Annotated in this window: 21 protein-coding genes; 7 read left to right on the top strand and 14 right to left on the bottom strand. The window is 44.2% G+C overall.

All coding sequences use genetic code 11. From position 1 onward, the window contains the following. Positions 1–68 precede the first annotated feature (68 nt). Positions 69–1,391, bottom strand: coding sequence for a 23S rRNA (adenine(1618)-N(6))-methyltransferase RlmF (rlmF, locus tag AB4323_RS10730; protein ID WP_017066172.1), 1,323 nt, complete (start codon positions 1,389–1,391; stop codon positions 69–71). A 4-nt stretch (positions 1,392–1,395) separates the two neighbouring features. Then, complete coding sequence (locus tag AB4323_RS10725; RefSeq protein WP_004734935.1) at positions 1,396–1,893, bottom strand: YgjP-like metallopeptidase domain-containing protein; 498 nt, start codon at positions 1,891–1,893, stop codon at positions 1,396–1,398. A 137-nt stretch (positions 1,894–2,030) separates the two neighbouring features. On the opposite strand from AB4323_RS10725, the gene AB4323_RS10720 reads away from it, so the two are divergent. Continuing rightward, on the top strand, positions 2,031–2,267 hold the full coding sequence (locus AB4323_RS10720) for a glutaredoxin family protein (RefSeq protein WP_016786183.1): 237 nt from the start codon (positions 2,031–2,033) through the stop codon (positions 2,265–2,267). Positions 2,268–2,356: 89 nt separating this feature from the next. Here the strand turns inward: AB4323_RS10720 and AB4323_RS10715 are convergent, their stop codons facing one another. Next, a complete protein-coding gene (locus tag AB4323_RS10715) occupies positions 2,357–3,229 on the bottom strand; it encodes a LysR family transcriptional regulator (RefSeq protein WP_372152433.1) in 873 nt (290 codons plus the stop codon). A 110-nt stretch (positions 3,230–3,339) separates the two neighbouring features. Between AB4323_RS10715 and AB4323_RS10710 the strand changes: the two genes are divergently transcribed. Together AB4323_RS10710 and AB4323_RS10705 are read left to right on the top strand one after the other, a co-directional pair. Further along, positions 3,340–4,539: an MFS transporter gene (locus tag AB4323_RS10710; RefSeq protein WP_102333264.1), complete on the top strand. Its 1,200-nt coding sequence runs from the start codon at positions 3,340–3,342 to the stop codon at positions 4,537–4,539. 85 nt (positions 4,540–4,624) lie between these two features. Beyond that, positions 4,625–5,191: a DUF1415 domain-containing protein gene (locus AB4323_RS10705; RefSeq protein WP_009846920.1), complete on the top strand. Its 567-nt coding sequence runs from the start codon at positions 4,625–4,627 to the stop codon at positions 5,189–5,191. Between the two features lie 28 nt (positions 5,192–5,219). On the opposite strand, the gene AB4323_RS10700 is transcribed toward AB4323_RS10705, so the two are convergent. Next, complete coding sequence (locus AB4323_RS10700) at positions 5,220–6,290, bottom strand: diguanylate cyclase domain-containing protein (RefSeq protein ID WP_372152430.1); 1,071 nt, start codon at positions 6,288–6,290, stop codon at positions 5,220–5,222. Between the two features lie 213 nt (positions 6,291–6,503). On the opposite strand from AB4323_RS10700, the gene AB4323_RS10695 reads away from it, so the two are divergent. Then, a complete protein-coding gene (locus AB4323_RS10695; protein ID WP_372152427.1) occupies positions 6,504–7,079 on the top strand; it encodes a nucleoside triphosphate pyrophosphohydrolase family protein in 576 nt (191 codons plus the stop codon). Between the two features lie 135 nt (positions 7,080–7,214). Here AB4323_RS10695 and AB4323_RS10690 read toward each other — a convergent pair whose 3' ends face one another. The 4 genes from AB4323_RS10690 to gntH form a co-directional block, all read right to left on the bottom strand. After that, positions 7,215–7,703: a GNAT family N-acetyltransferase gene (locus AB4323_RS10690; protein ID WP_048658534.1), complete on the bottom strand. Its 489-nt coding sequence runs from the start codon at positions 7,701–7,703 to the stop codon at positions 7,215–7,217. A gap of 114 nt (positions 7,704–7,817) precedes the next feature. Next, positions 7,818–8,327 (bottom strand): hypothetical protein, encoded by a 510-nt coding sequence (locus AB4323_RS10685; protein ID WP_017066167.1) that lies wholly within the window; start codon positions 8,325–8,327, stop codon positions 7,818–7,820. A gap of 185 nt (positions 8,328–8,512) precedes the next feature. Further along, positions 8,513–9,028, bottom strand: a complete 516-nt coding sequence (locus AB4323_RS10680; protein WP_372100463.1) for a hypothetical protein — start codon at positions 9,026–9,028, stop codon at positions 8,513–8,515. A gap of 125 nt (positions 9,029–9,153) precedes the next feature. After that, positions 9,154–10,779 carry a guanitoxin biosynthesis MBL fold metallo-hydrolase GntH gene (gene gntH, locus AB4323_RS10675; RefSeq protein ID WP_017068281.1) on the bottom strand — a complete coding sequence of 542 codons (1,626 nt, stop codon included), beginning with the start codon at positions 10,777–10,779 and terminating at the stop codon, positions 9,154–9,156. Positions 10,780–10,972: 193 nt separating this feature from the next. Between gntH and AB4323_RS10670 the strand changes: the two genes are divergently transcribed. From AB4323_RS10670 to AB4323_RS10660, 3 genes are all read left to right on the top strand, one after another. Further along, positions 10,973–11,812 carry a LysR family transcriptional regulator gene (locus tag AB4323_RS10670; protein WP_017078016.1) on the top strand — a complete coding sequence of 280 codons (840 nt, stop codon included), beginning with the start codon at positions 10,973–10,975 and terminating at the stop codon, positions 11,810–11,812. Between the two features lie 98 nt (positions 11,813–11,910). After that, positions 11,911–12,630: a hypothetical protein gene (locus AB4323_RS10665; protein WP_372152424.1), complete on the top strand. Its 720-nt coding sequence runs from the start codon at positions 11,911–11,913 to the stop codon at positions 12,628–12,630. 59 nt (positions 12,631–12,689) lie between these two features. Then, a complete protein-coding gene (locus tag AB4323_RS10660; protein WP_017068278.1) occupies positions 12,690–12,923 on the top strand; it encodes a hypothetical protein in 234 nt (77 codons plus the stop codon). A gap of 256 nt (positions 12,924–13,179) precedes the next feature. Here AB4323_RS10660 and AB4323_RS10655 read toward each other — a convergent pair whose 3' ends face one another. The 6 genes from AB4323_RS10655 to AB4323_RS10630 form a co-directional block, all read right to left on the bottom strand. Next, on the bottom strand, positions 13,180–14,646 hold the full coding sequence (locus AB4323_RS10655; protein ID WP_371724527.1) for a lytic polysaccharide monooxygenase: 1,467 nt from the start codon (positions 14,644–14,646) through the stop codon (positions 13,180–13,182). A gap of 375 nt (positions 14,647–15,021) precedes the next feature. Continuing rightward, entirely contained in the window at positions 15,022–15,381 is a 360-nt protein-coding gene (locus tag AB4323_RS10650) for a DUF6559 family protein (protein WP_017066163.1), read from the bottom strand. Between the two features lie 58 nt (positions 15,382–15,439). Next, on the bottom strand, positions 15,440–16,198 hold the full coding sequence (btuD, locus tag AB4323_RS10645; RefSeq protein WP_136974865.1) for a vitamin B12 ABC transporter ATP-binding protein BtuD: 759 nt from the start codon (positions 16,196–16,198) through the stop codon (positions 15,440–15,442). Beyond that, positions 16,185–17,180 (bottom strand): vitamin B12 ABC transporter permease BtuC, encoded by a 996-nt coding sequence (gene btuC / locus AB4323_RS10640; RefSeq protein WP_017096955.1) that lies wholly within the window; start codon positions 17,178–17,180, stop codon positions 16,185–16,187. Before btuC ends, btuD begins: the two co-directional genes overlap by 14 nt. Before the next feature lie 133 nt (positions 17,181–17,313). After that, entirely contained in the window at positions 17,314–18,342 is a 1,029-nt protein-coding gene (locus tag AB4323_RS10635; RefSeq protein ID WP_017059157.1) for a succinylglutamate desuccinylase, read from the bottom strand. A gap of 278 nt (positions 18,343–18,620) precedes the next feature. Continuing rightward, positions 18,621–20,417 carry a M3 family oligoendopeptidase gene (locus AB4323_RS10630; protein ID WP_372152422.1) on the bottom strand — a complete coding sequence of 599 codons (1,797 nt, stop codon included), beginning with the start codon at positions 20,415–20,417 and terminating at the stop codon, positions 18,621–18,623. Positions 20,418–20,469 lie beyond the last annotated feature (52 nt).

The raw sequence follows: 20,469 nt of genomic DNA, 5'->3' as shown, positions 1-20,469 counted from the left end.
AACGGGCTTGTTGCGTTAACAACAAGCCCGTCCGTATTTCAGCTTAATAACTTAACTAAGTGCAGCCGCTATTTTAGCGCAATCCACTCTTGTCTTTGCTCATCGTCCATAAAGGTCCATGCGATAAAGCGACTTACCTTCTGGCCTTGTGACATCTCGACGACTTTTACTTGTTTCGCTCGCAGCTTGCCCAGTTCTGAACGAACCATATCGACGTTGTCTTTCTTAGAAATCAATGTCGTAAACCACAAAACTTGAGTAGCAAAAAGTTGACTCTCTCTTGCCATCTTCATAATGAAAGCGGCTTCACCACCTGGGCACCAAAGCTCGGCTTTTTGACCACCAAAGTTTAAGGTTGGTTTAGCTTGCTTAGTTGATTTATCTAACTTAACTGGCTTCTTGTTCGTTTCAGGCTTGAATGACTGACCGGCTTTCTTAGCACGGTTCGCCGCTAGATTATCCAGTTTACGTTGTGACCCCTTTTCAGCCTCTTCAAGAGAGCTGTGGAATGGAGGATTACAAATAGTGACATCGTAACGTTCATTATCCTTAATCACGCCCTTAAAGATAGATTCAGAGTCAGCTTGTAGGCGAGCGCGGATCTTACCTTTTAGATTAGGGTTGCTTTCCGCTATGAAGTTCGCTGTTTTGATGGAGACTGAATCAACATCTGTCCCTGTACAACGCCACTTATACTCTGTCGCACCAATGATTGGGTAGATACAGTTTGCACCGACACCAATATCTAATGCTTTCACAGACGCGTGGTTATAGGGTTCACCTTGGCCATCGCTATTAAGGATGTCGGCCACTCTGTGAATGTAGTCTGCACGACCAGGAATTGGCGGGCACAAGTAACCAGCAGGAATATCCCAATGTTTAACGCCATAGTGATGCGCCAACAAAGCTTTGTTGAGTAGCTTAACAGCCAATGGATCAGAGAAATTAATGGTGTCTTCGCCAACCGGATTCTTGATCAGATGCTCTTTTAGCTCAGGCAAGGCTGCAACTAGTAACTCGAAGTTATAGCGGCCAGTGTGCTGGTTTCTTGGGTGTAATCCACCTTGAGGTTTTTCAGCCGAGCGTCTTTTCTGAGCTGCGTTCTTGTTAAAAGCCGTTTTATTGAAAGAACCCTTATTCGATGATCCTTTATTGGCACCCGGTTTACCTCTGCTATCTTTTGCAAAAGGTCGCTTTGCTTTGTTATTGCCCGCGCCTTTAGGTGCACTATTCTTGCGGCTTTTATCAGATGTGTTCTTTGTAGAAATACGCTTGTCGCTGCTTGGCTTAGCTGTACTTGGCTTAACATCAGCTTGGTTGTCTTTTGTTTTTGCTGATGAAGTGCTGTTTTTCGACAGGCTTAGCGTCGTTCTATTTTGTGATTGGCTCATTGGGCTACTTCTTTAAATCTAAATACATCATGAATAAACGGGCATCCAACTCAAGTTGATGATATTCCGGTTCCATGTGACAGCATAGTTGGTAAAAGGCTTTGTCGTGCTCTTTCTCTTTGATATGCGCCAGTTCGTGTACCACCAGCATTCTTAGCAAAGGTTCTGGTGCATTTTTAAAAACACTGGCGATACGAATTTCATTCTTTGATTTGATCTTTCCACCGTGATTCTTAGCAACGTAAGAATGCAGACCTAACGCATTATTGATTAGGTGTATCTTGCCGTCGTAAATCACTTTGCTGATCGGTGGTGTTTTTTTCATGTAGCGATTTTTTATCTCAATCGCATAGTCAAACAGGGCTTTCTCGCTTTTTATTTCATGATTCTTTGGGTAGCGAGCTTCAAACCAAGGCACCAATTTACCCGACTCTACAAGTTGAGTAACAGGATCTAGAATGTGCTTAGGATAGCCTTGAATATAGCGTAAAGAAGGATGCATGCTGAAAGACCGTACAAGTTACACCACGACAATACGTTGTGGTCTTGAAAATTGAGCCGCATAGTGTAACTGATCACACTTTTCTAATCACCTAGGATTCGTTACACTTTAGCGAGATTCACCAAGAGAATGAAAAAATGAAACGTGTTGTATTGTACGTCGCAGACAAATGCCCGCACTGTAAAGATGCCCAAAGGTATTTAGACTCTAAGAAAATTGTTTACCGCCTGACGAATGCAAAGATGCAGCGTGGCCGTAAAGAATTGCAAGCAATGGGTGCTCGTTCTATCCCCGTGCTTAAAATCGGCGATCAAGTGATGGTCGGCTGGAATCAGAAAAACTTCGATAAGATGTATAACTCAAAGAACACCTAACGTGCTCTGAGCCAGTCATACTTCTATACAACAAAGCCCGAATATCCAATCTAGGATGTTCGGGCTTTGTTTATTTAAATCTTACTAAATCACACATACCGCTTAACGAAATCAATAAAGGTTCGGTCTGCTTTTGACAGATACCCTTCCTTTCTCCACGCCAAAGATAGGTTCAGTTTCACAGGGTCTTTAAATGGCACGCCTACGACATCTTCCTCGTATTCTGTCACCAAGCTAAGCAACGCGGTGATGGCAAACTCTCGCTTCACGATAGAAAGAATCATTGGCAATAAATTGGTTTCGAACGCAATGGTCATATCGAGATTGTACTTCTTACAAGTCGCATCGATAAAATCGCGGTGGAAATAGCCCGATTTAAACATGATCAGCTCTTGAGCAAAGAATTCTTCAAAGGTCATCGAAGGCTGTTGTGCTAGCGGATGCTCCTTACCGACAACGGCGACCATCTCAGAACTTAACAGATGATCCGTTTCCAAATCATCTGGAACGTTCTCATGATTAATTACGCCAATATCGAGTTCGCCGTTTAACAGCATTTCACGAATAGATGCGGTGCCTGCATCAATCAAGGTCAACTTTAGGTTTGGGTATTGGTTTTTAAATGCCATCACGACTTGGGGGAAAAAGTAACTGCCCATCATACTTGGAGCGCCTAATCGAACCTCGCCTTTTTCTAGCCCCTTTAGTTCATTCATCGCGAGCTGAGCATCATCAAACTGCTGGGCGATTCGCTTTGCATGCTCAAACAGTACTTTGCCCTCCTCCGTTAAAGTGACGGATTTATCGCCTCGACGGAATAGAATCAACTCAAGCGTCTGTTCTAGTTTTTTAATAGAAATGCTCAATGCGGGCTGCGCGATATGCAGCGCTTTGGCGGCCTGAGTGAAGTTACCAAACTGCGCAACAGCCAGAAAATGTCGAAGAGGTTTTGATTCAAGCATGGCGATATATTTAATATATAGAGGTGATATTTTTAATATATTTCTTTAATCACACTTGTACTGATAACTTGTTCACAAATAGCTTACTAACTCGTGCAGGCACAACGTAAATGTTTGATAAAGGCAGTCCTCAATACAAACGCATCACCCAATCATTGGCGATTGGCTCGTTTATCATTTTCTGTAACCTTTACCTCTTTCAGCCAATCTTGCCGCACATGGCGGAGCACTTCCAAGTATCTGAAACTCAGATCAACTGGTTATTTGCTGCTACAACACTCGGCCTTTCGATTAGCTTGGTACCTTGGGCAATTGCCTCTGAAACCTTTGGTCGTAAACCCATTATTCTGTTCAGTCTGTTCGCTATCCCATTAATAGGGTTAAGCATGGTGTTCACGACTACCTTGTTGCAACTCGTTATTGCCCGCGCATTTATGGGCATCGCTGTGGCGGCGTTTGCTGGTGTGGCGGTTGCCTATATGGTTGAGGAGTTAACACCCAAAGCCTTTGCTGTCGCGATTGGAGGTTATATTGCGGCCAACTCATTGGGTGGAATCTTCGGACGTGTATTAGGCGGCTTAATTACAGACTATTTCGATTGGCATGCAACTGTACTGTTTTTCGTTGTCGGTTCATTGCTTGGTGCACTCTTTATTGCCTATCGCCTACCTGACCAACAGAACTTCAAACCTCAAAAAGGGCTGTTCTTTCATCACAACCGCTCCGTTGTAATGCACTTAAGAAACCGTACCTTGTGGCTTGCCATGTTGATTGGTGGTGCTAACTTCGCGCTGTTTGTTAACCTGTACTCTGTAATGGGCTTTAGGCTAGTATCCGAACCTCACTCGGTACCCGTTGGTTTAGCTTCACTGATATTCCTATGTTACTTGGCCGGTACGGTAAGCTCTAAGCTCTCCAACAAATGGACACTTCGCTTTGACCCGTTAAGCGGAATATTGATGGGCGTGTGTATTAGCTTAATTGGAATGCTGGTTTCTGCGGTCGATAAAGTCCCGTTCATGTTAGCTGGCTTGTTATTGATTAGTGGCGGTGCGTTCTTTGCCCACACTCTTGCCTACTCTTGGGTGAGTCAAAAAGCACCGAGCGCTAAGGCGACAGCGACCGCGCTCTATCTGGTTCACTATTATATTGGCGGTAGTTTAGGTGGATTCTTGCTTTTATATTGCTGGCAACTGTTCGGTTGGAATGGCGTGATTGCAGGTGGTTCAATCTTCTATGTCGCGATATTTGCTTGGGTCTATCAGTTGAAACAGCTACAAGTATCGACTTCCAAACTCGCACAAGCATAACTACGACTGAGTTTGTAACTCAATTATTGCTTTTGATTAACGTCCGTTCTGATATCCTACGCAAAATTTCATTTCGGAACCTGTTATGTCGAACACTCAAAGCACAGATCTTCAAACCATCCACGACCAAGTTAAACAATGGTTAGATGATGTCGTTATTGGCCTAAACCTGTGTCCATTCGCAGCCAAGCCACAACGTAATAAACAGATTAAGATCTTTGTGAGTGAAGCGAATACGGAAGAAGCGTTATTGGAAGACATCATGACGCATTTCGTAGAGTTAGATAACACGCCTGTCGCAGAGTTGGAGACGACTTTGGTGGTTGTACCCAACATGCTGCAAGATTTCTTCGACTACAACATGTTCATTGATTGGATTGAAGCGTTGATCAAGCAAGAAGATTGGGAAGGCGTTTACCAAGTGGCAACCTTCCATCCAGACTATTGCTTTGGTGGTGCGGATCCAGAAGACGATGAAAATCTAACGAACCGTTCTCCGTATCCGGTTTACCATTTGATTCGTGAAGCGAGTATGGAAAAAGTGTTGAAGCACTACCCTAACCCTGAAGCGATTCCTGATACCAACATCGCGAGAGTCGAGTCTTTAACGCCAGAAGAACGCCGTCAACTGTTCCCTTACTTGTTTAGCTAATAGTTCAGTTAATCGCTAACATGATGGCTCATATTCCTGAGCGCTCTTGATGATATGGACGAGAAATGAACTGATCTCGTCCATTTTGTTTCGCAATGTACAGACACTCATCGGCAACTTTGATGAGCTTATCTAACGCCGACATCCTTTCCCCTTTGGTATCCCCTGTACTCAACTCAAAATGACACGCACCAATTGATATAGTGACAGGCTTTCGATCCAGTGTGATTTTCTTCATCTCTTGCAAAAGAGTCATGAACTTATCTTCAACATAATTTGGTGTTTTATTTGGATACCAAAGAATGAACTCTTCACCACCAAAACGCGCCACAAACTCACCCTTTTGAGTGTTATTGTTCAGCACGCTCGCCACTTTCTTTAATACAACATCGCCCATTTGGTGACCGTAAATGTCGTTAACCTGTTTAAAGAAGTCGATGTCGACAACCGCCAAGGTTCCCTTTCCTAAAGAGCCTTTTAACTGCTCGACTTCCGCATTCAACGTTTTAAACAAGCAACGTCTATTTGGCAAGTGTGTCAGAGGATCATACAGAGCTTGATACTCCAATTTCTCATTCAACTCTTTGAGTTTTCGTTCTTGCTGCCTTCTAACCAGCTCCACTTCGATCCATGATGCCATTAGTCTCATCACGTCGACATCGAACTCTTTGAACTCACGATGATAGGGTGCTGGGCTTGAAAAGTTTAAGGTGCCATAAAGCTCATCATTAACGAAAATGGGAACCCCAATATAAGACTCCAAGCCAAAAGACTGGTAAGCAGGATGCTTCGCATACTTATCGTGTTTGCCACAATGCTCAATACAGATAGGACCAATCGATTTACAGGTAATTTCGCAATAGGTTGAACGATAATCAAAAGTGTCATCGCTATTGAGTTCTACCCCTTCAGGCGTAACACAATGTTCAACAACATAAGTATTGCCATCGACTTTCGATAAGATACCAATATCAAGGTTGAAGCGTTCAAGCCCCATAATAAGCAGCTGAGCGATCTGAATATCGAAGCCCTTTCGATAATCATTGGTGATTTGATACAAGCGGCGTATAACAATTTCGCTTTCACTGGCTTGGTTCATAAATGGGATTCCACTACTGCTGACATTAATGGCAACATTAATATTTCGTATATTAAGAAGAGTAAAGTGTAAAAAAACATAATAATCAATTAGTTTGTATGCAAAATACCTCATTGGTCCAATGAATAAAAGTCGCGTTCTTCCACTTTGCGTTAGCACCCCATTCCTACCTTTGTTAAAATGGTCCATTAACGAAACAAAATGGATAGGAATATGAACCTTTCTCAACTAAACCAAGAAATCTACGATCACTTTTACCGCGACATTGAAGAGTTCCGCAGTACTTTTGATCTGCCGGTTGCTGCTCCTGAAACAATGGACGAAAAAGGCGATACGCTACATACCTCTCTAGCGATCGAAGAGCTAACAGAACTTGCAGAAGCTGACTCTAAAATCGAACAAGCGGACGCTATTGTAGACAGCGTTTATGTTTTGATGGGACGTTTGGTTCACCTTGGCCAATCCAAAGTAGAAGACAACCTAGCGATCAGCTACTTAATCGACTTACTGTTGAACGTTGCCAAAAACCGTTCAATTGACTTCTTACCTTGCTGGGACGAAGTACACTCAAGCAACATGAGCAAAGTATGCCGTAATGAAACAGAATACGCAGAAACAGAAGCATTCTATGCTGAGCAGAACATTAAGCTAATGGCGGTTCAAAAAGGTGAATACATCATTGCTAAATGCGCTGAAGATTTTGTATCGGAAGGTAAAACAGTTCGCCAAGGTAAAGTACTAAAATCTGTACACTACCGTCCAGCCAACCTTGAGCCTCTTACAGCTTAAGTAGAGTTAAAACTGAAGCGCTTCAAAGCATCAGTTGACTGAAATAGAAAACGCCACGTTATTGTAACGTGGCGTTTTATTATCTATTGAAGAACTCTAGCTGTTTTAATTGTAGCCTTGGTTAGAAGCCGAGCGCTATACTAGTCGAGCCATATGATAAGCCGCCACATATTCGCCATTTCTGAAAGCGAATCCTGCGGACTCTCCTTCAATCACGAAACCAAACTTCTTATACAGACTGATCGCTCTTTCGTTATCGGTATACACCGTTAACTCCATTCGCTTGATGTTAATCCAGTTATCACACAAGTCGATTGCTGTTGCGAGCAGTTGGCTACCGACACCTTTGCCTAACACATCGTCTTTAACACCCATACCAAATGAAGCCACATGTCGTCTTCTTGGGTTCACGCACACTTCCATTCCCAAGTTGCCAACAATCTCATCGTCGATCATCGCGACATACGAGTACACGTTGTCAGGTATATTAGAGATTCGTTTTTGCCAGCTTTCCAGAGATGGATTTGGGAGTTGCAGCGTACCGGTATAAGCATTAGTGCATTCGTAAACTTCTTTTATTCCCTTTGCATCTGACGGCTCAGACCGTCTCACTATAATACTCATCGCAACTCCTAATATTTCTTCGCTAAATATGAAACACATCCTCAATGTGCACCTAGACACACTAACAAATAGTAAATATTTAACAATAGGTTGGATGGACTTATTTTATTGGGCTTAGTTGATACTGAGTAAACGCCCTCTCTCAATATCTTGTTCAAGTACCTCTGGCGTTAAATCGCCATGTCCATGGTGGTCATGATTATGGTGATGTTCATGATCGTGTCCGTGGGAATGACCTTTGTGTTCATTTGCTCTTTGAGCTAACTTGTCTGAGTCCAAATAGGTATCAGTCAAATCAGCACAATAATCTTCAGTCCATAAACGTCGAGCCTCATCATCACTCATGATTTGCTCGGCTTTAGGGCCCAACTTATCCATGTAGTACATCCCCAGCTCCTCACCTTCTACATTGGCGTGGTTGATAAGGTTCATAAACGCAGGCTCTTGATTCTCATCTGATAGATGACCATTTTTGTAACACACGGTTAGGCCAATAATGTCGTCGCCAAGTTGCTCTAATTCAGGGTTAAAATGATTGTGACTGTGATTATGTTCGGCAGCGGCGACAAGCATTGGAGTAAGTAAAACACATGCGATAGCCAGTAGCTTAATGGTATTTTTCATAGGATAGACCTTCTGTATTTTCGAATACAAATTTGATTAGTTGGTTGACTTAGCTTCTTGTTATTTGAGCTAAGCTGAGGGGAACTTTAAGACCATTTCAGCCTGAGTACCCCTCTGTCTCACTACAAATAATCAATATGATTGGATAACGAGGCTCGATATAACGAGCGTTCTGTAGACAAAAATCACTTATCAACTACGATTCTTGCTGGTGCGATGGTGTAAGTCATTGGCTTCACCTCCCATTCACCTTTTGCTTCCAATGCAACCGCTAGTGCTTGCGCCTCTTCACATACCTTCGCGGGTTTTCCATCAGCCCAGAATGAAGGACCCGAGGTGTATCCACACATAACAGAAAAAGCGTGTTGGCCATCCTTTATTGTGTATTCCGTCATAATGCCTCCGCCTTCACCGTGCGTGATTTTTAGCGAGCCTTCATCGGCAACATGCATTGCATCGGAAGGATTCGGTTTAACATACGTTGTGTAGGTCCCGCCATCTGACATGGATTGGTTGTCATACATGGTGTAGCCTTCTTTTTCTGAAGGTAAGGTCAGTTCGTAGTTAGGATCAATATCCGCTAAACGTTCTGAGTTATTCGTCGCACCAGGTTGATAGTTGTGAGCATTGGATTGTCCGTTAGCGAAAACAGACGCTGACACTAAAGATAGAATGACGACCGCTAAAATTGATTTTTTCATAATGAACTCCAGATATTCTAAGCAAAGAAGTGGTAAGCAATAGTTTTATGATTGAGTAAGAGAATGGGTTTATTTACCTAACTTTTTAGGATGTGAGGGCAATATCAGCCCTCACTGCAAATACCCTATTTGTTATCGGTTCCTGCTCCTTCACCAGGCTCAGTTGGACGACTTACCGACTTGCGCTCAAGGTTGTGGTGAGCACGCACTCTATCCATGTATTCTTGCTTGGTGTTCATACCTTGCTTCATTGCTTCTGGTACTTGTTCAGCTGGGATCACGATGTCACGGTCGACTGGCCACTCAGTTAACAGCTCTGGATGGTAGCCTTCTGGGTAGTACAGTTTAGGATCTAACTCTAAATCACGAATCTCTTGTTCTTGTATGTCTTCACGGCTGTTTTTCGGTAATGGGATTCTAAAGTCAGACCCATCTGCCATATCAAATTGTGGCGCTCGCGCATTCGGGAAATCAGGTAAAATACCTTCACGAACCCACGCATTATCTTTAGTCATGTTAACGACAATGCCATCTGGTGCGCCGAAGTGGTAAGGCCCTTGCCAATGGTGGCGAACCTCTGCAACGGTTTCCTCATTGAGATATGGGTCGAATGTCATGTGCGTTGTCATGAACAAACGCGGTTGTACTTCATTGGCCACATAACCCGCCGCGTACGCTGGCGTATGGTGAGTATCAACGGTGTAACGAGCTAAGAATGGCGGCACACCTTGAATAATCGAAGACACACCAAACGTTTCGGTTTGCAGTTCAGTAATGAACAAGTCTGCACCTTTTGCGTATTTCAAATCCAACTCCGTTGGGCGACCGTCTCCTGTCCAAACAAATGAAAGCACTCGACCGTCATCTTGAGTCCAATTTAAGCGGTAACCAGACGCGCCATCTTTTGCGTGACTGCGTCGCCAGTGAATCACTTCCACATTGTCTTGGTCATAGATAACGCCACCGTCGTCGCGGAAATCAAACTCGTGAACCACAATGTCGTTGCCTGATGGGAACACATCAAATGCATCGGTGTGCCAGTTCAACATTTGTTGCATGCCTTCAATCATATGACGAGTGCCATATTCTGGAGTCGCACCACTCGGGCCATAAATGTTAAGCGGCTTTTCCCAGCGACCATTCCAACCACCAAATTGATACAGATAAGGTAATGAGCCGTAATGATCTACGTGCAAGTGAGTAATGAAAATATGGTCGAGTTCATTCATCGCGACACCCGCCGCTACGTAGTTCGCAATTGATCCTTCACCTAAATCAAAGACAAAGTTAGAGCCGTTACCCAGTTCTACGTATATCGAGGTGTTTGCCTGCCCCGGGCGAATCATTGGTGATGTTCCCATGAACGTGACACGCATTTCATCCGGTTGAACTTCTTCAGTGCGTGGGAACCAGTTGGCGCCTGACACCATGTGATCGCCATAAGGTGCAATGCCCTCAAACATCAGGCCTTCTTTCCAACCTGAATTGGTTTCTTTGCGATAGTCACCATTGTTTACACCGCCCATTAACACAGAAAGCACTTCTTCTTCTGAAGAGTACAAGTTCCCCTTAGGTTGAGTGCTTAGATACTCTTCAAGAGTTTCACCCTCGTGATATTCAAATTTCTCGAGTTTTTGAATATCAGAGTTAGTCTGCTTGGTGTTGTATTGCATCATTGGGTCAGCAGCAAAAGCGGTTGTCGTGATGATCATTGCTGTAGAGATGATTGATAATTTTGCGAAAGTTCTCATAGTTTCACCTATCGGTCTGAGTATTTAGTAAATGAATGAAGTTCCTTCCTCACTCCGATGCAAACAAGTTTATTAATAAACAGAACCTTGATATATAGTGTAAACTTTACTTAAAACCTCCATTTCATTTATGAGTTAATAACGACTCCACCATGATTTGGATGAGTGGCAATAAGAATAGAGGGAACTGAATTTGGACCTTAATCTACTGACGACATTTTTGGCCGTTTACAAACACAGCTCTATCACCGTGGCATCAGAGCAGCTCGATATTTCTCAACCCGCGGTAAGCGCGGCGATTAAGAGACTCGAAGGGGTCGTGGGCAAGGCTTTATTTGTGAGAGAAGGACGAGGTATCGCGCCCACTGGAGCAGCGGTATCACTCGCTAATAAGATAGAAGACCCATTGAACATCATTGGAACGGTTGAGCAGCAAAAGAATGACCTTAAAGTCTATTGCACAGAGAGCTTGCTTCATTTCGTTAGCCAGGTTGAAGGCGTAAGCTTTACGGAAGCGCCACTCGAAGAGGAAGAACTGTTTGATGCGCTTACTGCACAAAAAGTAGATATCGTCATTGATGTACTTTCGAGTAAGAAACACTCATTGATTGAAGAAACCATCGTCGATGAGGAGCCCGTGTGTCTGACTCGAATCAACCACCCTCGAATTGGTGAGACACTAAGTAAAGAAGAGTATTTCCAAGAGGAACATATTGCGCTCAAGATCAAACGCGCCAACATGAACACGGTCGAGTTTTTATCAGAGAGCGATATCGAGCCGAGAAAAGTCAGAATTGAAACCAGTTCAATTTCAAGCATGCTGATTTTGGCAAGCACGACAGATTATATCGCCGCTTCTACTCGTTCTTTTGCAGAAATGCTCGCACCAGCGCTTGGCTTACGCGTTCACCCTATCCCCATCAAATTAAAACCGCTCACGTTTCGAATGCTCTATCACCGCCGTTACGCTAACGACGAGCAACACATCAAAACCCGTGAAGCAATCAAATCAGCATTAAGGAAACATAAATGAAACTGAGGTTTTAACTAAAGTTAACCCTATTAATATAAATTCAGTTTAATCACATACTCTCCAGCAAGTTAATTCAATAGAACGACACTGGAGAATCCATGAAAAAACTTAACCTTATTGCTCTACCACTTACGTTACTCAGCAGCGCAGCGTTTGCGACTTCGACTCAAGTTTACATCGAACAAAACGTTGCCTCTAATGCTGCTGATAACGGTGTCTACACCACAGAAGCTGGCGCATTAATCGATACCTCAGAAAATGGACAAGTCTATATAGGTTTTGATGACCAGGGTTGGTTGGCAGCGGGTTACGGGCACGATTTTCACATCAGCGAATCTTTCACGTTCAACTTATACGGTGAACTTAGTAAATGGGACAACGGTGAAGAGTTATTAATCGAAGGTATTATCGATTATCAAGTGAACGACAACTTCAATGTATTCAGTGGATTGGGATATAACCAGTCAGGGCAAGTACTCGAGAATGTAAGCGACACCACGATCAACACCAATAAGTTCATCGCCGGTGCGGGGTACTCACTCGCAGGCTGGGATTTAGCTTATCAATACACTCACGAAAACAGTGATGGATCCAATGGCGGGTTTACCCACAACGATGACAACGTAATCTTTCATCAAGGCGACTACCGTACCAATGAACACGAAGTCGTTCTCTCTAAGAGCATCGACGACTGGACACCCTACGTGAAATACACCTATTTCAACACCAACGAAGGTGACCTTTACTTGAACGGCCAATCGATGGGCCCGATCGACAACGACAGCATCATCACACTTGGTTTGTCTTACGACTTCTAAATATCTCAGATTCAATTCTCATAGGCAGATGGATTTGCCCACCTTTCGAGGGCACTACTATGAAAATTACTTCTCAACGTAACAAAGCCATTAATATCGCTGCAGCGATCAGTATCGTTTTGTTTTCTGCGATTCCCACCTACGTAAGTGCTGATCACTTAGACTCCCATTATCTAGAGCCGAGTTATCTAGAAACCAGCTATCTAGACTCCTCCTTCGTCGAATTCATGACACCAGATTTTGATCAGGGGTATCTTAACGATGAGATTAAGCAAAACCTTACTCTGGAATAATTCTTCAACACATTACAAAACGTAAAAGACCAGAAACTCACGCTTCTGGTCTTTTATATAGCTCTTGTTTTCTATATAACTCTCATCTTCTTATAGAGCCCTACTCAGCGATTAAGACTCCGTTTCTGAATCACTTTTCTCTAAGCTAATGACGTTCAAAACCGCAAATGCAGAGGCTAAAAAAGACACCACACTCGTCAAAAAGTGTGGTGTCTTGGTTATTATTGCAAGGCTAATTAACTAACAATAGTTAAGATTAGTTGGCTGGACGCCAAACGCCCCATTTGTCATTTTCGTAAGTCGCTTTAGGGTTAGTGCCACCTTGAACCCACCATTGTGCTTTCCATGACTGGTTCGAGTAAGTCACGACTTCGCCACCAAGGTAAGTCGCTGATGAGTCCCACGTACCTGGATCTGGCGTAGGGTCTGGGTCAGGAGTCGGATCAGGATCCGGCGTTGGATCTGGGTCTGGTGTTACGCCACCGTCATCAGCAATTACTTCAAAAGTGAAGGTTTCAACACTGTCGCTTTCAATCGAGCTAGCCATAAACGATAAAGTTTCGTTTGCAGTGATGCCAGTGGTATCAACTACGATAGAAGCCGTGCCGTTATTTTGAATGCTTACAGAAGTACCTTGAGTTTGAGTCAATGTCGCCGCTTCGCTTGTTGCAATTACAACTTTGTCGCCAGCATTCACTACGTTGTCACTCTTCACTAGCTCGTAGATGTCGCCTTTTAATGGTTCAACACCACCGTCGCCACCATCAATCAGCGTTAACTGACCAGAAGCACGGCTATCTTTTGAGTTAAAGAAGTTACGTGAAGGATCGTTTTGGAAGTACATGTAGTGCTGCATTTCAGCGTGCCAATCACCAATGAAGATCGCGCCATCTTTAAACTCTTCGTGCCAGCCGTTAATCTCTGAAGCCAACAAGCGAGCCCAATCGTTAACGTTTGAAGCGTCGATAACGATGTCGAAGCTACGCGCGACTTCACCGTACTTGTTGATGATGTCGTACTTAACCGTATCACCAATTTCTGGCGTACCAAACTGGTCAGAAACAAACAGGTCGCCACGGACTAGATCAGGTTGAGGTGTAGGCTCTGGTGGAGGGGTTGTGCCACCCGCGATAGTGATGTCTGAACAGTTGTAGAAGCCTTCGCCCGCAGCATCATCACGTTGCCAACGAACGAATAGAATCGCATCGCCAGAACGGTCTGAAGGAATAGTGACATTAATGCGGTACTTGCCGCCATTAACCGGAACGTTACCCTCTTCTTGGATAAGATCTAAGTCTCCCCACGCTAGGCCTTTGCTTAGGTCCGCGTTTGGTTTCGTTAGGTAGAACTCCCAGAAAGAAGGGTTGTGTGGCGCTGTCGCATTGAATACATATTCAAACGTACCAGTATTTAGCTCGGTACGAGTCCAACCAGTATGAGGCGCACCCATGCCGCGTTTTTGCGAATCGTTGGCATAACATAACGTGCCGTCAGGAATCGCCGCTTTTACAGCATTGATATTATTGAAATCTTGGACATTTTTCGCGTACTCGTTACGTTGAACAAACGGGTATGAACCCGAAATGTCTTTTGCTTGCGCACACGCAGCATTAGGTGGTGTACCCGACCAAATCCCGCCTTGCTCGTAACACGTGTTCTGACGCGCGCTTGGAAACTCAGACCAACCATGAGCATTTGCCACTGACGGCACACTCGATAGCATAGCCATACCCACTGCTATTTTTAGAATATTATTATTTATTGTTGTCACTTTCCCACTCTCTATTATTTTACCCTAAACACAAAACCAATTGGTTACTAACCAACCAGCACTGTAATTCGAAGGTTTATAGTTTCTGACTTAAAGAACAACGAAAAATATATACGTCAATTTTATCAATAACAGCGGGTTTTATATTGATAGGAATCAGCATCACACAACTCAAACAAATGCGTTGTAGATAGATGATGTTGCTTCGAATTATGACGTTTCAGTATTCTATGTTGATTGAGGGAACATTATTCGGAATGAATAAAAAAGCGGCTTTATGATTAAGCCGCTTTGGGGATATAAAGGCGTTAGGTAGTAAGAAGATATTTAATAACGGCTATGCATGCCCATGCGATGTGACATGTCATCGTCCATACGACCGCCCTTCCAACCGCCGCCACCCAATAGATTAAGTACATCTCGCGCTGTGTAGTCTTCTCCGCCAAAGAAGTCATTAGACACATCATTACGCAGCAACTGAATAGTTGGAGCTAATTCAACAGCAAGATCTTGTGGATCCGCAAACAAGGCTAAAGCAATCTGTTGTTGGCGTTTACTCAACTCACGAGAACTTGTTTCAACCTGCCCAATAGAGAAGAAATCACGGCTTCCGTAGCTCTTCACCATCTTTGCAGACAATGACTTAATCACCTTTTTGATTCTTCTTCTTTGGATGTATCTAAACATATTTGCTTCCTTTACTAACTCGCCTTAAACCCAATGAGCAGCTTAACTAATTAGTCTTTTAACCAAACAAAAGATAGGTCTGATTGTCGACTGAGATACTTTTGACTTCGGTGTTGAACACGGACTCTAGCTGCTCAGGGGTAAGCACTTGATCAGCTGAGCCTGATGCTTGAAGTACACCTTTATCGAGCAACAACACTTGGTCTGCGTGTCTTAGTGTTCTGTTCAAATCATGGTTAGCCATGATCACAGCGATGCCCTTCTCTGCCACTCGTTCAATGAGCTTGTACAACAAGGCTTCTTGAGCAATATCCAACGGAGCTGCGGGTTCGTCGAGGATCAGCAGCTTCGCGTATGGGTTAAGTGTCGGCCAAATTTGCAGGCACATTCCCGCCAAACGTACGCGTTGCCATTCACCACCAGACAGTGTCTGAATTGAGCGATGAAGTTTGTCTGCAATGTCTAGCATCTGGCTGATTTCTTCCAAAGCTGCGTTGATTTCAGCATCAAGGCCGTGTGAGGAGCTTGGCAGTGACAATGCAAGATATTGGAACACTTCTAAGTTGAAGGCTGGCCTTGCGCTTTGGCACAAGTAAGCACGATGCAATGATAAATCTTGTAAAGACAGCTCCGACAAATCCTGCCCGTCGATCTTGATATCACCTTTGTAACCATCACCAATGCCAGATATCGATTCGAGTAAGGTACTTTTACCGCTGCCATTCGGGCCGATAACGTGAGTCACCTGCCCTTGCTTGAGCTCAAATGATAGTGGTAATAAACGAGCGCCAACGCTCAGGCTCTTAATTTGAATCATGATTTTTAATTAACATCCAAATGAAGATAGGCGCACCGATACTGGTGGTCATCACACCCAAAGGTAGCTCTGCGGAATCTAATAAGGTTCTTGCACAGATATCAGCAAACACCAACAACGCAGCGCCAGCAACGGCAGACAAAGGAAGAAGGTATTTGTTATCAGTACCAATCGCTAAACGCAATAAGTGTGGCACAACCAAGCCAACAAAGCTGATCACGCCACCTAAAGCTACCGCGCAGCCGACTAAAATAGACACGGCGAAAATTAGACGCCAGCGCAATCTCGGTACGTTTACGCCTAACTGTGCGGCATGCGTTTCGCCAATCATTAACTTATCTAGCTTACTACCTTGCAGGCACAGCCAAATAATCACGGGGATCATCACCAACGTGAGCGAGTGTTGATACCAAGTCACGCCACCTAAGCTACCCATCAGCCAATACATCAACAAGCGTAGGCTTAAGTCATCACTAAAATAGAACGCCCATGTCACCATCGCGCCAGAAAGAATACCTAGCGCCACACCCACCAGCAGTAGTTTAGCCGTGGTGAGTCGCATCGTTTTTACCATGCTCACAAGTATCACGGTGAAACAGAGCGAGCCTAAAACGGCGGCAATCATGAACAGTTCTGGTGTGGGAGCAAACGGCAAGAAGAACAGCACGATAACCATCGCCAAACTTGCACCACCAGAAATGCCGAGCACACCGGGCTCTGCTAATACGTTACCCAATAAGACTTGTAAACTTGCGCCAGATACGGCTAACCCTGCCCCGATAGCAATAGCCGCCAATAGTCGAGGTAAGCGTAAATCAATCAGTAGTTTTTGTTCTAACGTGGACAATGTGCCCAGAGGGGAAATGAAAAGATCGCCAACCATTAGGTAAATCGCACTCAGCGCGACAAGCAGTGCTGCCATCAGATAAATGGCTCTAGTCCATTTGCGCTGTTTTTGGTGAAGAAGTTGTTGGAAATCCATATCAAGCTACTTTGAAAATGTTCGCGTAACCTTACCTGTATCCCCAAATAAACTCAAGGCTCACACCGTAATGTGAACCTTGATATTTCAACCAGTTGAGCGGTTGTTTTCGTCGTTTAAACCCGAGTCGATATTAATCGTACACAAGCTGACCATGGTCGAATCGCGTTTCAACTTCACACACCATTAAGGCTGCTCGTTGACCGATAGCAACATTACGATTAGGGAACACCACCGCTTCGTTTTCATTCTTAGCCATTAACGGTTTATCACCATCATGACCGAATACTTCACCGTGCTTGAACGCGGTAAAGTTCTCTACAGAATCTGAGAACATGAAATCGAAGTCATCATGTAAACGAACAATGGTTCTGCTCACGCGATAAGTGATGGTTCGCTTAGGTAAATGCTCTGGCTCAACTTCAGCAATCAAGTTACGCATCGCCAAGTCAAAAGCCGTTAGCTTATCAAGTTGGTTCTCACCAATTCTCGCGACCTGCCCTAGTTCCATTGTCAGTGCTTGCGCTTCGAAGTTTTCAGCACTGTACCAACTGAATGTACTGGTTGGCGCATTTGACAACAACACTGCTTCCACGTGCGCACTGTTAATGAAATCAAACAGCTCTTTACTGCGTACTTCGTGGCGAACTTTAGGGCTCACTGCAAACGAGTAATGCTTAGATAAACGGATTGCACAGTGCAAATCTAGATGCCAACGAGTGGCAGGTTCCGTTTCTTTGTAAAACTCAGTCACCAAGAACTTCAAGTTCTTCGCGATATCCACTTCTCGATTGCTCTCGTACTGCTTTTCATCAAACAGACGATTCATGTTCACATCAAGAAAACGAGTATGCGCGTTAGTGGCTTCTGGGTGAGCTATGATAAACAAGCATCTCGCGTTTACTACTTGGAAACCTGTTTCAATATCCTCAATGAGCTTATCGATCAGCTCCATTGGTGAAGTTTCGTCGCCATGAACACCGGTTGAAAAAATGATGTTCTTGGTTTCAGAATTAAAATCCGCGGGAATCACTTCCAAGACACCGCGTTGATGAAGCTTAATTTGAACACCGTTACTCAGTACGGTCTGTCCTGCAAACACTTCTTGCTCAAGATCTAGGCTGTCAAAAAGAAATGATTGGCGAAAGAGGGTCTTCGTCATGCGCTACTCCTTAATTGCACGGCCGTATGTTAATAAATTGTACATAGAAATTGTGTTGCTAGGATCGCACTTATCAACAGAAACTCCGTTATCACTCACAAATACTACCCATATATTTTTATATTACCTGCTGACTTTACTAACCGACATCTGTTCCAAATAACTTTCTCTATTTAAAGAGACTTTTGGTTGTTTCGGCTTATCTCAGGTTATGCCAGCAAGATAAGAGCCACGTAAGCTAACACAGCTCTTACCTGCTATGAACAGATTGAGATCAATTAATCTTCCTGATCGAGCAATCTTTCAAATTCATCGATTTGAACTTTGACCATGTCGATGCTTTGTTGCCAAAAATCAGCTTGAGTCAGGTCCATTCCTAAGTGCTTTTGAACGACTTCTTCCGCCATCATGCTGCCCGTATCACGAAGCAACGAAACGTAATCGCCGTAGAATTGCTCACCTTTCGCATCGCGCTGAGCGTAAACACCTTTACTGAACAGGTAACCGAACAAGTATGGGTAGTTGTAGAAGCTTACTTGAGAGATGCTGAAATGCAGTTTGCTCGCCCAGAAGTAAGGGTCAGCTTCTGTCATTGCATCGCCATACCACTCTTTCCAAGTCGTTTCCATCAAGTCACACAGCTGCTGAGCCGTTAGCTCGCCTTTTTCACGCTGCTCGTAGAAGGCTTTTTCAAACTCAAAACGAACGGGAATGTTCACCATTAATGCCAAAGAAGAAGAAAGCTCTTCCCACAGCATTTCAAGTTTCTCATTACGTGTTTGTGCTTGTTTTAACAAATGGTCTCGAACGATATTTTCAGCAAAGATCGAAGCGGTTTCTGCTAGCGTCATTGGGTAGCGTGTTTGACACAACGGCATGTCTTTCATCACCCAGTTGTGGAACGCGTGGCCTAACTCGTGCGCTAATGTCATTAAGTCTGAGCGGCTACCGCTCCATGTCATGAACACAAGCGGAGTGCGTGTAGCAGCAAACTTGGTGCAGTAAGCGCCTAAACGTTTGTTGGCTGCTGGTGCGGCATCAATCCAACCATTATCAACCATCAAAGCGACAAAATCAGCCATCTCTGGATTTACTTCAGCGAACGCAGTTTTGATCACGTCGATCGCCTCATCAAATGGGTAAACCTTAGATTCAGCGTCACCCAGCGGCGGCATCGCAGCTAAGTGATTCCAAGGCTTCATTTCATCTAGCCCGTGAACTCTTGCCATTAACAAACCTGCTTTCTGACCAACAGCTCGATTAGCTTTCGCTACCGACATCATGGTGTCTAGCGTTTTTGGCACAATGCGGCTGCCGTGTAGGCTTGGATCTAGGAAATGCACATCGCTAATCTTCGAACGCTTTTTGTTTTCAGTCAGTCGCCAACCCGCCAATGCATTTAGAATCGAAGCAAAAGACTCTTGGTGCGTTTTCATCGCACCTTGAACCGCGCGCCATGCTGGTTCTTGTTTGTCGAATTCGCTGCCGTACAACAGGCTCGCGGCTTGTGAAAAGCCTAGGGCTTCCTCTTCACCGTCCAGCTTTAGCGACAGTTTTAAAGATCCGGTTAGGTTATCGTATAAACGACCCCATCCGTCACGACCATCAACCTTCATCGCTGCCAATAACTGCTCTTCAGCAACACTGAGTCGGCTGCTTGATAACTTACGAGAGCTTTCAATCGCAAAGCGCTGCCCTGCTACGTCCGCACTATCATGCTCTAATACTGCATCAATAAATTCTGGTTCTGCGTGAATTAGCGTATCTTCGTAAGGGCTGAACGCTTGAGACATTTCAGAGTTCAGCTTCGCTACACGACCAAGCAATGCTTTCGCTTCTGTGTGTGTCGCGTCGACCGATGCGTGGCAATTAGCGAAGGTGTTGATTGTACTCAGTAACGTGCCTGCCGCTTCTGAAGTCTGAATCGCGTTTTGCATCGCTAGAATGATATGACGCTTTTCAACGTGTAGGTTCAACAGCTCAATGCACTGCTGAATGAGTTCAATGTCCTGTTCGATTTTTGCATCATTAAGATCGCTATAAGCAATGCTTAGATCCCAACTTGGTGTTGTCATGACTAAATTCCTTTCACGTAGGTAGTAATACCAATCAGGTATAGCGGCTGTG

This window comes from Vibrio sp. 10N.261.52.C11, assembly GCF_041471405.1.
Classification (GTDB): Bacteria; Pseudomonadota; Gammaproteobacteria; order Enterobacterales; family Vibrionaceae; genus Vibrio; species Vibrio crassostreae_C.
The sequence above is the reverse complement of the archived record's forward strand: the minus strand, read 5'-3'. Positions and strand labels throughout refer to the sequence as shown.

Excerpts from the sequence above, each read along its gene's own strand:
- rlmF (WP_017066172.1), bottom strand. The coding sequence starts at position 1,391 with ATGAGCCAATCACAAAATAGAACGACGCTAAGCCTGTCGAAAAACAGC.
- AB4323_RS10725 (WP_004734935.1), bottom strand. The coding sequence starts at position 1,893 with ATGCATCCTTCTTTACGCTATATTCAAGGCTATCCTAAGCACATTCTA.
- AB4323_RS10720 (WP_016786183.1), top strand. The coding sequence starts at position 2,031 with ATGAAACGTGTTGTATTGTACGTCGCAGACAAATGCCCGCACTGTAAA.
- AB4323_RS10715 (WP_372152433.1), bottom strand. The coding sequence starts at position 3,229 with ATGCTTGAATCAAAACCTCTTCGACATTTTCTGGCTGTTGCGCAGTTT.
- AB4323_RS10710 (WP_102333264.1), top strand. The coding sequence starts at position 3,340 with ATGTTTGATAAAGGCAGTCCTCAATACAAACGCATCACCCAATCATTG.
- AB4323_RS10705 (WP_009846920.1), top strand. The coding sequence starts at position 4,625 with ATGTCGAACACTCAAAGCACAGATCTTCAAACCATCCACGACCAAGTT.
- AB4323_RS10700 (WP_372152430.1), bottom strand. The coding sequence starts at position 6,290 with ATGAACCAAGCCAGTGAAAGCGAAATTGTTATACGCCGCTTGTATCAA.
- AB4323_RS10695 (WP_372152427.1), top strand. The coding sequence starts at position 6,504 with ATGAACCTTTCTCAACTAAACCAAGAAATCTACGATCACTTTTACCGC.
- AB4323_RS10690 (WP_048658534.1), bottom strand. The coding sequence starts at position 7,703 with ATGAGTATTATAGTGAGACGGTCTGAGCCGTCAGATGCAAAGGGAATA.
- AB4323_RS10685 (WP_017066167.1), bottom strand. The coding sequence starts at position 8,327 with ATGAAAAATACCATTAAGCTACTGGCTATCGCATGTGTTTTACTTACT.
- AB4323_RS10680 (WP_372100463.1), bottom strand. The coding sequence starts at position 9,028 with ATGAAAAAATCAATTTTAGCGGTCGTCATTCTATCTTTAGTGTCAGCG.
- gntH (WP_017068281.1), bottom strand. The coding sequence starts at position 10,779 with ATGAGAACTTTCGCAAAATTATCAATCATCTCTACAGCAATGATCATC.
- AB4323_RS10665 (WP_372152424.1), top strand. The coding sequence starts at position 11,911 with ATGAAAAAACTTAACCTTATTGCTCTACCACTTACGTTACTCAGCAGC.
- AB4323_RS10660 (WP_017068278.1), top strand. The coding sequence starts at position 12,690 with ATGAAAATTACTTCTCAACGTAACAAAGCCATTAATATCGCTGCAGCG.
- AB4323_RS10655 (WP_371724527.1), bottom strand. The coding sequence starts at position 14,646 with ATGCTATCGAGTGTGCCGTCAGTGGCAAATGCTCATGGTTGGTCTGAG.
- AB4323_RS10650 (WP_017066163.1), bottom strand. The coding sequence starts at position 15,381 with ATGTTTAGATACATCCAAAGAAGAAGAATCAAAAAGGTGATTAAGTCA.
- btuD (WP_136974865.1), bottom strand. The coding sequence starts at position 16,198 with ATGATTCAAATTAAGAGCCTGAGCGTTGGCGCTCGTTTATTACCACTA.
- btuC (WP_017096955.1), bottom strand. The coding sequence starts at position 17,180 with ATGGATTTCCAACAACTTCTTCACCAAAAACAGCGCAAATGGACTAGA.
- AB4323_RS10635 (WP_017059157.1), bottom strand. The coding sequence starts at position 18,342 with ATGACGAAGACCCTCTTTCGCCAATCATTTCTTTTTGACAGCCTAGAT.
- AB4323_RS10630 (WP_372152422.1), bottom strand. The coding sequence starts at position 20,417 with ATGACAACACCAAGTTGGGATCTAAGCATTGCTTATAGCGATCTTAAT.